This is a genomic window from Bacillus sp. LR--39, assembly GCF_053613335.1.
In genome coordinates, this window is record NZ_JBSIOT010000001.1 from 669,216 (window position 1) to 681,420 (window position 12,205).

Consider the following 12,205-nt stretch of genomic DNA (forward strand, 5'->3'; position numbering starts at 1 on the left):
TGCCTGATGACGAAACGGAAGGTCATTCTTGTGACAGACGGGGACGTATACGCCGCCAAAACAATTGAATATGCCGCGGAACAAGCAGGCGGACGGTGTATTTCCCAATCAAAAGGCAATCCGTCAACGAGAAGCGGCCCCGAACTTGTTCAGCTGATTAAAGCCGCGCCGAATGACCCGGTGTTTGTCATGTTTGACGATTCAGGCCTGCAAGGGGAAGGGCCGGGCGAAACGGCGCTGAAATATGTCGCCTCACATCAGGACATTGAAGTGCTGGGGGTGATTGCGGTCGCTTCTAAGACCCATCAGGCTGAATGGACGAAAGTCGATGTCTCCATTGACCGTGATGGAGAAGTGACGGAGTTTGGCGTCGATAAAACCGGAATGAGAGAAATGGACGAGCACAGAATGAACGGAGATACGGTGTATTGTCTGGATAAATTGGACGTTCCCCTCATTGTGGGCATCGGCGACATAGGAAAGATGGGGAGAAAAGATGACATATCCAAAGGCTCGCCGATCACGATGAAGGCGGTCGAATTCATTTTAGAAAGGAGCGAAAGCCATGCCGGAAAAACCGGAAAACATGATCAAGGTGTACCGGGATCCTAGAAAAAATGAACAATTTTTTAAAGACCGCGTCGGTATGGGAACGAGCTATGATGTCGGCGTCCGCAAAGTTCGAGTATTAGACCGGGAAGTCCAGATTTACTTTGTCAACGGATTAACCGATACTTTGTTTATCGTTCATTTAATGGAACAGCTCGTCGACATCAATAATTATGACGAGAATGCGGATGAAGCGATTGACGTTGTTGAAAACAGGCTTGTTAATCAGCAGGTCCAAAAAGTCAAAACGCTCGACGAAGTAACGGATCAGGTGCTTTCCGGACTTGTCGCCGTTATCGTTGAAGACGCGGGCTTCGCCTTTATCGTTGACGTCAGAAGTTACCCCGGACGCACACCTGAAGAACCGGATACGGAAAAGGTCGTCCGCGGAGCAAGAGACGGTTTTATCGAAAATATCGTCATTAATACAGCATTGATAAGAAGACGAATCAGGGACGAAAGGCTCCGCGTCAAAATTACGAAAGTCGGCGAGCGCTCTAAGACCGATCTTGCCATTGTGTATATAGAGGACATCGCGGATCCGGACCTTGTCAGCATCGTCGAAAACGAAGTGAATGCGATTGACATTGACGGATTGACGATGGCTGATAAAACGGTGGAAGAATTCATCGTCAAACAGGGCTACAACCCGTTTCCGATGGTCAGATACACGGAGCGGCCGGATGTGGCCGCCAATCACATTTTGGAAGGGCACGTCATCATCGTCGTTGATACGTCACCGAGCGTGATCATAACGCCGACAACGATTTTTCACCATGTTCAGCATGCGGAAGAATACAGGCAGGCGCCTTCAGTGGGAACATTTTTAAGATGGATCAGATTCTTCGGTATTATCGCTTCAACGGTCCTGCTTCCGATCTGGTTCCTCTTTGTTCTTGAACCGTCTCTTCTGCCTGAAAGACTGGATTTTATCGGTTTAAATAAAAATACGCATATCCCGATCATTCTGCAAATCTTTTTGGCCGATTTGGGGATTGAGTTTCTCAGGATGGCCGCGATCCATACGCCGACCGCTTTATCCACCGCCATGGGTCTGATTGCGGCGGTGCTGATCGGTCAAATCGCCATAGCGGTGGGGCTGTTTTCAGCAGAAGTGATTCTGTACGTATCGATCGCCGCCATCGGATCATTTACCACGCCGAGCTATGAGCTCAGCCTCGCCAATAAAATGATACGCCTCATCTTAATGGTTCTCGTGGCCATTTTCCAAGTGAAAGGCTTTGTGATAGGCTTTACATTGCTGCTGATCATAATGGCGAATATCCGCTCGTTTCACACGCCGTATTTATGGCCGTTTTTACCGTTTAACGGCAAGGCGCTGTGGCAGGTGCTCGTCCGGACGACAGTGCCGGGAGCGAAAGTCAGGCCGAGCATTGTTCACCCGAAAGACCGTCAAAGACAGCCAAGCGGTTCATAATCGCATTGAAACCGACAGAAGATTATGATATTGTATGTCTTAACTTATACGGGACTTGTATAAGGACAGCTCAAAAGAAGCTGTCCTTATCACCCATATGCGGATCAGAAAGAGGGAATGAGCATTGTTCTTACATGGCACAAGCAGACAAAACAAACTAGGTCATTTGGAAATCGGGGGTGTGGACGCGCTGTATTTAGCGGAGCATTACGGCACGCCTCTTTATGTTTACGATGTGGCTTTAATACGTGAGCGCGCTAAAAGCTTTAAACAGGCATTCATTGATGCGGATTTAAAGGCGCAGGTCGCGTACGCGAGCAAGGCGTTTTCTTCTGTTGCGATGATACAGCTCGCTGAGCAGGAGGGGCTCTCATTGGACGTTGTATCCGGCGGAGAGCTGTTTACGGCGGTTGCGGCTGGTTTTCCGGCTGACAGGATTCATTTTCACGGCAATAACAAAAGCGAAGAAGAGTTGAAAATGGCGCTCGATCATCAAATCGGCTGCATTGTCGTTGATAATTTTTATGAAATATCCTTACTCGCGGAACTGTGCCGCAAATCAGGGCGCACAATGGATGTGCTTCTGCGCATCACTCCGGGGGTAGAGGCGCATACGCATGATTATATTACGACGGGACAGGAAGATTCCAAATTCGGTTTTGATCTGCATAACGGGCAAATAGAAAAGGCGATTGAACAAGTATTACAGTCAGACCATATCCGCCTCCTCGGCGTTCACTGCCACATCGGATCACAAATTTTTGATACGGCGGGCTTTGTGCTGGCCGCAGAAAAAATCTTCACAAAACTGAATGAATGGAGAGAATCATTCGGCTTTGTCTCTGAAGTGCTGAATTTAGGGGGCGGCTTTGGCATCCGCTACACGGAGGAAGATGAACCCCTTCATCCCGCCGTTTATGTGGAAAAAATTATCGAAGCGGTAAAAGAAAACGCAGCGCTGCACGCTTTTGACATTCCGGAGATCTGGATTGAACCGGGACGCTCGCTCGTCGGAGACGCCGGAACGACGCTTTATACCATCGGTTCGCAAAAAGAAGTGCCCGGCACCCGTAAATATGCAGCGGTTGACGGGGGCATGAGCGATAATATCCGTCCTGCGCTGTATCAGGCGAAATATGAAGCCGTATCGGCAAACAGAATCGGAGAACACCACGACAAAACGGTATCCATCGCGGGTAAGTGCTGTGAAAGCGGTGATATGCTCATTTGGGATATAGATCTTCCGGAAGTGAAAGAAGGCGATCTTCTCGCCGTTTTCTGCACGGGAGCGTACGGATACAGCATGGCTAACAACTACAACCGCATTCCGCGTCCCGCCGTCGTTTTTGTGGAAGACGGCGAAGCGCATCTTGTCATTAGAAGGGAAACTTATGAAGACATTGTAAAACTGGATCTGCCGTTTAAGACGGGGGTCAAACAATAAATAAAAAAGAGACCGGAACAATGGCGTCCGGTCTCTTTTTGCATTCAGCTGTTAGAACTTGATCCGCTGTCTCCTGTAAATACAGACACGATCGCATTCCAAATCGAAGCGAAGAAATCAATGACTTTTTGAACAAAGCTTTTGCCTTCATCGGATTGAATGAACTTCGTGATTTTGTCTTTTGCCTTATCGAGCTGGCTGCCGACTTGGCCCCAATCAATCTTGGCGTTTTTCATTTTATTAAACAATGAAACGAGCTGGTCTTTTTGAGCGTCAGTCAGTGTAATGTTAAGATTTGAAGCCGCATCATCGACCTTTTTCTCGATTCCTACTTTTGTATCGGGCACACCGTTTTTCGCGAAATCATCTTTAATGTTTGCGATCAGCGCGGAGGCGTTTTTATCTCCGATTTTATCCCCGAGATCTGATGTCGTAACAAGCTCTTGGTTGGCGACTTGTTTTACATCTTCTGAAATCGCTTTGTCTGATGAGACTTCATAAGCCTTGATGATTCCCGTTAATGCTGCGGTGCCTGATACCTCAAACGGCGCCGTCACGTATACTTTCGCATCTTTCACTCCTGCTGTCATCAGGGCGTTTAAGTACATTTCATCCGTGATGGAATCGATATTATGAGTCTTAACGTCAAGCCCGGACCCTTTCTTTGCCACCGTGATGGATGATGAAGAGATGGCTCTTGTGCCGATTTGGGCATTCGATATATATTTTCCCAGATATTCATGTTCTTCTTTATTCGTGACCGTCACTTTTGTCGCGTTATCAGGGACATTTAATTCGTCAAGCACTTTCTGACGGTTTTCGTTTGACAGATCCGCCCCCAGTGTGACGATGACATCTCCGACTGCGGCATCGGCCAGGCTGATTTTCGGTATTGTGCACAATACAACGGCCGCCGCCAGCAATCCAATCCACATTTTTTTCAAAGCGGTTAACCTCCTTCTTTTCACAAATGCCGTTTTGAAGCGGTTTGTGAGGGCCTGCGTGAAGCAGTTCCGATACATAGACGGCTGTGAAGCTGTTCAGGTTTCATTTTCTTTCTGCGGAAGCGGGGAGATTCGTTTTCCGGCTGAAGGTGTGGTATAATAGCCGCGAAAAGAAGAGCAGAGGCCTCTTCCTTCAAAAGAATATCAAAAAGAAAGCCGGCTTACAATTGAAATTCATATTGAAGAAGGCTTTGACAAAAAACAATACGGAAGTAGGAATGAGAATGAAAACTGGTTACATCGAAATGGAAAACGGCAGCAGAATCGAATTTGAACTTTATCCGAATGAAGCGCCTAATACAGTCGCTAACTTTGAAAACCTGGCGAATACGGGCTTTTATGACGGCGTTATTTTCCACCGCGTGATTCCGGGCTTTGTCAGCCAAGGCGGAGATCCGACTGGGACAGGCATGGGCGGAAGCGGAAAAACGATCAAATGTGAAACAGAAGGCAATCCGCATAAGCACGAAGCCGGTTCTTTATCAATGGCGCATGCCGGTAAAGACACGGGTTCAAGCCAATTCTTCATCGTACATGAGCCGCAGCCGCATTTAAACGGCGTTCATACTGTATTCGGAAAAGTGACAAGCGGTTTAGAGCATGCGAAAAACATGTCTAACGGGGACAAAATGAAAGAAATCCGTGTAGAAGGATAATGAAAACCCGCCTTTTTCAGGCGGGTTTTTTTTATGTATATGAAAATTCTCATGTGTAAATCATGAAAAAATACATATATGAACGATAGCAGTTCCTCTGGTATAGTGATAAAGACCGATTACAACAATGAAAAGAGGTAGAAACGTTGGTTCAATTGGCAACCGTTTTATTTGTCATTATCATTCTCGCACTTATAATTTGGTTCAGGGTGAAAAAGGGGAACAGGCCGATTAAAGGCGGCGGCTTCGGCATCATTCTCCCGCTTTTAATTATCGCCGTCATTTTTACATTCAGCGTCAGCCAGCTCATGAATATCCCGGGAAAGCCGTTTCATTTTCCCGCTCTTTGGGAGCTCGCCATCGCCGGACTGTTAGGCGCGGTATTCGGTGTCATCATGCTGTCGCAAACCGCCTATGAAATCCGGGAAGACGGCTTTGTCTACTCCAAGCGGAATAAAAACTTTAAATATGTCATTATCGCGATTATTGCGATCCGTATCGCGCTCAGCCAATATTTCAAAAACATTGACGCGGCGGAATTCGCCGTTTTAACGATGGAACTTGCTTTTGTGTATTTGTGCATTTGGCGGATCGGAAGCTTCGTGAAATACCGTAAAATCAGCAGATCCGGCTTATAAAATGAAAAAAATGGATGAGGTGCGGGGCTTATTTGCCCTCTGTGCAGGGATTCATGGTAAAATAAAAACGACCATGGCTAATGGGAGGAAATCACTTGAAATCAGAAAAAGAAAAAACTTCTAAAAAAAGCGCCGTACTTGATTGGGCGAAAGCCATTATCATCGCTGTCGTTCTGGCACTGCTCATCCGAAACTTTTTATTTGCCCCTTATCTCGTTGATGGAAGATCAATGGATCCGACGCTGCATGACCGCGAGAGAATCTTTGTCAATATGACGGTCAAATACATAAGCGACTTCAAACGCGGCCAGATCGTCGTTCTGAACGGAGAAAATGAACACTATGTCAAACGGATTATCGGACTCCCCGGCGACACGGTGCAAATGAAAAACGATCAGCTGTATATCAACGGCAAAAAAGTGTCCGAACCGTATTTAGCGGCAAACAAGCACAAGGCGAAGCAAGACGGCTATGACCGGCTGACAGAAGACTTCGGCCCGGTGAAGGTGCCGGACGACAAATATTTCGTCATGGGTGATAACCGCAGAGAATCTATGGACAGCCGCAACGGCCTCGGTCTTTTTACGAAAAAACAAATAGCGGGTACTTCAAAATTCGTCTTCTTCCCGTTTAACGAAATTCGCAAGACGAAATAAACCGTACAGGCAGTTTTCTTATAAGAAAACTGCTTTTTTATATAAATTTATCTTTCCACCCTCAAAAACAGAACATAAATTCGTATATCTATTTAATAGATAGAAAGTTTTACAGATACATGAAACATCTTCCCTTTATGAAACGTTATATGAGTAACTCACGCAGGGAAGAACGGTTTTCTATTCATGAACAAAAGGAATATGACATAGTAATGAATAGATTGATACGGGCTGGAGGTAGAAAAATGGGAAGAATTAAAACAAAAGCAGCCATTTTACTTGTACTGCTGCTGTTATTAGCGGGCGGTTATATGGTCATAAACGATATTGAACTGAAAGACGTGCCGACTGCAATCGGACAAACCCTGTCCCAGGAAAAAGAAGAATATACAGTCAAAACATATAAAATTACGAAAATCGAAGGAACTGAGTACCACGGTACGGCAGAAAACGGCACAAAAATTATTTTTAACGGCGACAAGCTGAAGCAGGATCTCTCCGATGTGAAAAAGGGAGATAAGATTAAAGCGTATTTCAGCAAATCAAACCGGATTGACGGCTTATTGAAGGTCGTCAAAGTGAACGAATAAATAAAGGCGCCCTTTTATGAGAAAAGGGCGCTTTTTATTTTTCTGAATAATTAGGTGCAAATTCATTGCGCCTGCCGCAAAGGATGTTATAATAGCGGATAAGGACAAAAAAATATTGATTGTATCCTTCGGGGCTGGGTGAAAATCCCGACCGGCGGTAATAAGGCGTTTTGCGCTTTACAGCCCGTGACCCGTATGCATCTGTATACGGTGGATTCAGTGAAAAGCTGAAGCCGACAGTGAAAGTCTGGATGGGAGAAGGATGAGAGAAGCTATGCAAAAAATAAACTTACTGTATAGTCTTATTTCCTATGGATTAAAACTGGAAAAGCCCCGAACTGTGTAAACATTCGGGGCTTTTTTGACGCCAAATTGCGCGGAAGAAGGGAGGGATAACGATGGAAGAATATTATATGAATACGGCAATAGAACTTGCCAGACGCGGTGAAGGACAGACACAGTCCAATCCTCTTGTCGGCGCTGTCGTCGTCAAAAACGGACAGATCGTCGGAATGGGCGCCCATTTGCAATACGGAGAAGCGCATGCCGAGGTTCACGCGATTAATATGGCCGGCAGACACGCAAAAGGCGCCGATTTGTATGTGACGCTGGAGCCTTGCAGCCATTACGGAAAAACACCGCCATGCGCCGAACTGATAATAAAGTCGGGGATAAAAAGGGTGTTCATCGCTGTGAAAGATCCGAATCCGCTTGTAGCCGGAAAAGGCATCGGAATGCTGGAAGCAGCGGGCATCGAAGTGAAAACCGGACTTCTCAGGCAGCAGGCAGAAGAGCTGAATAAAATGTTTCTTCACTTCATGCGGACCGGACTTCCGTATGTCACCTTGAAAGCGGCCGCGAGCCTTGACGGGAAAACAGCGACTGAAACCGGTGACAGCAAATGGATTACATCAGAGGCGGCAAGGCTTGATGCCCAGCAATACAGGAAATCGCATCAAAGCATTCTTGTCGGAGCAGGCACAGTCAAAGCTGATAATCCGAGCCTGACCTGCAGGCTTCCCGATACGGTGAAGCAGCCGGTCAGAGTGATTCTCGATACAAAGCTGACCATTCCTGAAACGGCAAATGTGCTCACTGACGGCGCTGCGCCGACATGGATATTTACGGCCAAAGGTGCAGACGTGCAAAAGAAAGACCGGCTGACCGCACTCGGAATAAAAGTTATTCCGCTGGAAACAGACCGCATTCACGTCCCTGAGGTGCTCAGCATTCTTGCTGAAAACGGCATAATGTCCGTTTATGTGGAAGGCGGAGCATCCGTACACGGAAGTTTTGTCAAGGAAGGCTGTTTCCAAGAGCTTCATTTCTATTTCGCCCCTAAATTAATCGGAGGAACGCTTGCTCCCAGCTTGATCTCCGGTGAAGGTTTTCAATCAATGAAAGATGTCCCCCATTTACAATTCACACAAATCACCCAAATCGGGCCGGATATAAAACTGACGGCCATACCTAAAGATGGAAAGGATGGTGACGATGTTTACAGGAATCGTTGAAGAAACAGGCACGATCCAAGCAATCAAAAAGACAGGCCTTTCCATGGCATTAACCATCGCCGCTCCAAAAGTGACAAGTGATGTGAAGCTTGGCGACAGCATTGCGGTAAACGGCATCTGCCTGACCGTAACCGGATTTTCTGACAATCAATTTACGGTTGATGTTATGCCGGAAACAGTGAAAGCCACTTCGCTGAACGGCTTGTCAAAAGGCAGTAAAGTAAACCTGGAAAGAGCGATGTCCGCCAACGGACGGTTCGGCGGCCACTTTGTATCAGGGCATGTGGACGGAACGGCGGAAATTACGCGGATCGAGAAAAAAAGCAACGCGGTCTATTACGATTTAAAACTTTCGCCGGAATTGACAAAAACGCTCGTATTGAAAGGTTCAATTACGGTAGACGGCGTGAGCCTGACGATTTTCGGTTTATCAGACGAAAGCGTAACGGTATCCATCATTCCGCATACCATCTCAGAAACGATTTTTCAGACGAAAACAGTCGGATCGACCGTAAATATTGAGTGTGACATGATCGGCAAATACTTATACCGCTTTTTGCACAAAACAGAACAAACGAAAAGCAATCAAACTATCACGGAAGCCTTTTTAAGCGAGAACGGCTTTTAGAAAGGAAGATCGATATGTTTCATCCGATAGAAGAGGCGTTAGAGGCGCTGAAAAAAGGTGAAGTCATCATTGTTGTCGATGATGAAGACAGAGAAAACGAAGGAGATTTCGTAGCGCTGGCTGAGCATGCCACGCCGGAAGTGGTTAATTTTATGGCGACCCATGGGAGAGGCCTGATCTGCACGCCGCTGTCTGAAGACATCGCCGGCCGGCTGGATCTTCACCCGATGGTTGATCATAATACGGACTCACATGAGACCGCGTTTACGGTCAGTATTGACCACAGGCTGACAAAAACGGGCATCAGCGCGCAGGAACGATCCTTTACCATTCAGGCGCTGTTGAACGAAGAATCTGTGTCTGACGATTTTCAGCGTCCGGGCCACATTTTCCCCTTAATCGCAAAAAAAGGAGGCGTCCTGAAGCGGGCCGGCCATACGGAAGCAGCCGTTGATCTTGCAAAAGCCTGCGGATCTCAGGGAGCGGGCGTCATTTGTGAAATTATGAATGAAGACGGCACAATGGCCAGAGTGCCGGAGTTAGCCGAAATCGCCGAACGCCACCAGCTGAAAATGATTACGATAAAAGACTTAATAGAGTACCGTTACAACATTACGACACTTGTGAACAGAGAAGTTGATATTACGCTGCCGACTGACTTCGGCACGTTTAGAGTTTACGGATATACAAACGAGGTTGACGGAAAAGAACATCTCGCCTTTGTCATGGGGGATGTCCCGTTTAACAGCGAACCCGTTCTTGTCAGAGTGCACTCAGAATGCCTGACGGGCGATGTATTTGCATCCCATCGCTGTGATTGCGGACCTCAGCTTCATGCCGCGCTTGCGCAAATTGCTGAAGAAGGCCGCGGCGTTCTATTGTATTTGCGCCAGGAAGGCAGAGGAATCGGTTTAATCAATAAGCTGAAGGCGTACCGATTGCAGGAACAAGGGTATGACACGGTTGAAGCGAACGAAGCGCTCGGCTTTCTGCCTGATCTGCGCAACTACGGCATCGGCGCCCAGATTCTCCGCGACTTAGGGGTTCAGCATATGAAACTTTTAACCAACAACCCCCGGAAAATCGCCGGCCTCGAAGGATACGGTCTCAGCATTTCAGAACGGGTGCCGCTTCAAATGGAAGCGAGTGAGCATAACAAGCAATATTTACAGACCAAAATGAAAAAACTTGGACATCTGCTTCATTTCTAAAAACAAATCTCACAAAAAAGGATGGATAACATATGAATATCATACAAGGAAACCTAGTAGGAACAGGACTTAAAATCGGAATCGTCGTCGGCAGATTTAATGAATTTATTACGAGCAAGCTGTTAAGCGGAGCGGAAGACACGTTGCTTCGCCACGGTGTAGAATCAAACGACATTGACGTCGCTTGGGTGCCGGGAGCATTTGAAATCCCGTTTGCGGCAAAGAAAATGGCGGAAACGAAAAAATACGATGCCGTCATTACGCTCGGCACGGTTATCAGAGGAGCGACAACGCATTATGACTATGTCTGCAATGAAGCGGCAAAAGGCATTGCCCAGGCGGGAACGGCGACGGGCGTCCCGGTTATCTTCGGCATCGTGACGACTGAAACCATTGAGCAGGCCATCGAACGAGCCGGAACAAAAGCCGGAAATAAGGGAGCGGATTGCGCGGTATCTGCCATTGAAATGGCAAACTTAAACCGTTCATTTGAATAATTTGTTGAAAAGCGTTTAAAACAGCGGCGAAAATGATATAATGTGAGGAAACGGATCGCCTTTATGTATCCGTTTGATAGAACATGAATGGACATTTTGGATATAGAGGGGTTTTTATGTTAATTCGTTATAAAAAATCGTTTGAAAAGATTGCGATGGGTCTTCTGTCATTTATGCCGAATGAAAAAGATCTCAAGCAGCTTCAGCAGACAATAAAGGACTATGAAACGGATACTGGCCGCCAGCTCTTTCTTTGGAAAGAGGATGAAGATATCGTCGGAGCGATCGGAGTCGAAAAAAAGGACTCAGAAGTTGAAATCCGGCATATCAGCGTGAATCCTTCTCACCGCCATCAAGGAATCGGAAAGCAAATGATGGACGCCTTAAAACGTCTGTTCAAAACGGAGGCACTCGTTCCGAATGAATTAACGCAAAGCTTTTTTGAACGCTGTCAACATCAAAAAGATCAGGATATCTCATATAATAACTGACAAATGCTCCCGGAATCTTCACGGTTTCGGGAGCTGTTTTGATATAGAAAAAGCAGGGCTGACCGTCAGCCTCTGCTTTTTTTTCTTCTCTCAATTTCCCGTTCGCGTTCCTTAATGACATCCGTCCTGTCCCGCAGGCGGTGTTTATGAATAAGAAAGGTATCTGATACGCCGTCTTGCCCCCATGTATAGCCCTTTCGGCGGCATTCGGCAAGACATGCTTTTTTCAGGGCTTCATCTGTAATCGGCAGCATAACACTTTTATAAGGCTGGCCCGCTTCTATATCGTCTGCCAGCGTTTCTATCAGCTCAATCAGCTTCGGATGGCTGAGACCGAGAGAACAGACCGCCTGCTTTTCAGACCGGAGAATACGTAAGCTGTTGGCAATCAGCCGTTTCGCCCCGGCTTCATTTCCCCTGCGCTGGTGATACAGAGCGACGGCAAGCTGAATCAGGCCGACCCAATGAATGCTCCGCTTTTCAGCCGTGCTTTCTTTCCAATATTCCTCTAACAGTTCATGACACTCAAAATAATCTCTTGATGCGTGAAATTCGGCCAAAAAGCCGATATAAGCTTTAGGATACAAGCCGCTTCCTCCTTTTATGCTAAAACCAGTGTACCACAGCGCTATGAAAAGGAAAAAAGAGCGGCTTGGTGCCTGAAGCCTGAGGAACTAGCAGATGTAAGATGCTCCTACGACAACGAGCAAAATAAACAGAACGACAATTAATGCAAAACCTCCGCCGAAACAAGCTCCGCTCATGTGAAATCAGCCTCCCTTTGTTTCAAGTTTACACGGCTATCATATGTGCATCCGCCTTTAAAGGT

15 protein-coding genes and 1 riboswitch are annotated in these 12,205 nt (G+C 46.7%); of the genes, 12 read left to right on the plus strand and 3 right to left on the minus strand.

Annotated features, from left to right (window positions below; all coding sequences use genetic code 11):
- The first annotated feature begins 3 nt into the window (after nucleotides 1–3).
- The 3 genes from ACWHAR_RS03445 (at nucleotide 4) to lysA (ending at nucleotide 3,491) form a co-directional block, all read left to right on the plus strand.
- Entirely contained in the window at nucleotides 4–612 is a 609-nt protein-coding gene (locus ACWHAR_RS03445) for a stage V sporulation protein AE (RefSeq protein WP_087920769.1), read from the plus strand.
- A complete protein-coding gene (locus tag ACWHAR_RS03450) occupies nucleotides 566–2,047 on the plus strand; it encodes a spore germination protein (protein WP_007612331.1) in 1,482 nt (493 codons plus the stop codon). Before ACWHAR_RS03445 ends, ACWHAR_RS03450 begins: the two co-directional genes overlap by 47 nt.
- Before the next feature lie 124 nt (nucleotides 2,048–2,171).
- Nucleotides 2,172–3,491: a diaminopimelate decarboxylase gene (lysA, locus tag ACWHAR_RS03455; protein ID WP_025649809.1), complete on the plus strand. Its 1,320-nt coding sequence runs from the start codon at nucleotides 2,172–2,174 to the stop codon at nucleotides 3,489–3,491.
- A 44-nt stretch (nucleotides 3,492–3,535) separates the two neighbouring features.
- Here lysA and ACWHAR_RS03460 read toward each other — a convergent pair whose 3' ends face one another.
- The gene (locus ACWHAR_RS03460; protein ID WP_032873222.1) at nucleotides 3,536–4,435 is read right to left on the minus strand and encodes a DUF1002 domain-containing protein; all 900 of its coding nucleotides are present in this window, start codon (nucleotides 4,433–4,435) and stop codon (nucleotides 3,536–3,538) included.
- Between the two features lie 284 nt (nucleotides 4,436–4,719).
- Here ACWHAR_RS03460 and ACWHAR_RS03465 point away from each other — a divergent pair, with 284 nt between their 5' ends.
- From ACWHAR_RS03465 to ribT, 9 genes are all read left to right on the plus strand, one after another.
- Nucleotides 4,720–5,151, plus strand: a complete 432-nt coding sequence (locus ACWHAR_RS03465) for a peptidylprolyl isomerase (RefSeq protein ID WP_003153363.1) — start codon at nucleotides 4,720–4,722, stop codon at nucleotides 5,149–5,151.
- Nucleotides 5,152–5,297: 146 nt separating this feature from the next.
- On the plus strand, nucleotides 5,298–5,789 hold the full coding sequence (locus ACWHAR_RS03470) for a CcdC protein domain-containing protein (RefSeq protein ID WP_032873224.1): 492 nt from the start codon (nucleotides 5,298–5,300) through the stop codon (nucleotides 5,787–5,789).
- 80 nt (nucleotides 5,790–5,869) lie between these two features.
- Entirely contained in the window at nucleotides 5,870–6,445 is a 576-nt protein-coding gene (lepB, locus tag ACWHAR_RS03475) for a signal peptidase I (protein ID WP_032861567.1), read from the plus strand.
- A 245-nt stretch (nucleotides 6,446–6,690) separates the two neighbouring features.
- A complete protein-coding gene (locus ACWHAR_RS03480; protein ID WP_007409423.1) occupies nucleotides 6,691–7,035 on the plus strand; it encodes a hypothetical protein in 345 nt (114 codons plus the stop codon).
- 120 nt (nucleotides 7,036–7,155) lie between these two features.
- A riboswitch (FMN riboswitch) is annotated at nucleotides 7,156–7,302 on the plus strand.
- A 131-nt stretch (nucleotides 7,303–7,433) separates the two neighbouring features.
- Nucleotides 7,434–8,549 (plus strand): bifunctional diaminohydroxyphosphoribosylaminopyrimidine deaminase/5-amino-6-(5-phosphoribosylamino)uracil reductase RibD, encoded by a 1,116-nt coding sequence (ribD, locus tag ACWHAR_RS03485; RefSeq protein WP_032873227.1) that lies wholly within the window; start codon nucleotides 7,434–7,436, stop codon nucleotides 8,547–8,549.
- Nucleotides 8,530–9,177, plus strand: coding sequence for a riboflavin synthase (gene ribE, locus ACWHAR_RS03490; RefSeq protein ID WP_032873228.1), 648 nt, complete (start codon nucleotides 8,530–8,532; stop codon nucleotides 9,175–9,177). The genes ribD and ribE overlap by 20 nt, the downstream gene beginning before the upstream one ends.
- Nucleotides 9,178–9,191: 14 nt before the next feature.
- The gene (locus ACWHAR_RS03495; RefSeq protein ID WP_003153371.1) at nucleotides 9,192–10,388 is read left to right on the plus strand and encodes a bifunctional 3,4-dihydroxy-2-butanone-4-phosphate synthase/GTP cyclohydrolase II; all 1,197 of its coding nucleotides are present in this window, start codon (nucleotides 9,192–9,194) and stop codon (nucleotides 10,386–10,388) included.
- A gap of 32 nt (nucleotides 10,389–10,420) precedes the next feature.
- Nucleotides 10,421–10,885: a 6,7-dimethyl-8-ribityllumazine synthase gene (ribH, locus tag ACWHAR_RS03500; protein ID WP_003153372.1), complete on the plus strand. Its 465-nt coding sequence runs from the start codon at nucleotides 10,421–10,423 to the stop codon at nucleotides 10,883–10,885.
- A 116-nt stretch (nucleotides 10,886–11,001) separates the two neighbouring features.
- Nucleotides 11,002–11,376: a GNAT family N-acetyltransferase RibT gene (gene ribT / locus ACWHAR_RS03505; RefSeq protein ID WP_003153373.1), complete on the plus strand. Its 375-nt coding sequence runs from the start codon at nucleotides 11,002–11,004 to the stop codon at nucleotides 11,374–11,376.
- A 65-nt stretch (nucleotides 11,377–11,441) separates the two neighbouring features.
- On the opposite strand, the gene ACWHAR_RS03510 is transcribed toward ribT, so the two are convergent.
- Nucleotides 11,442–11,963: a DUF309 domain-containing protein gene (locus tag ACWHAR_RS03510; protein WP_032873229.1), complete on the minus strand. Its 522-nt coding sequence runs from the start codon at nucleotides 11,961–11,963 to the stop codon at nucleotides 11,442–11,444.
- 87 nt (nucleotides 11,964–12,050) lie between these two features.
- Nucleotides 12,051–12,140 carry a YjcZ family sporulation protein gene (locus ACWHAR_RS03515; protein ID WP_003153376.1) on the minus strand — a complete coding sequence of 30 codons (90 nt, stop codon included), beginning with the start codon at nucleotides 12,138–12,140 and terminating at the stop codon, nucleotides 12,051–12,053.
- Between the last annotated feature and the right edge of the window lie 65 nt (nucleotides 12,141–12,205).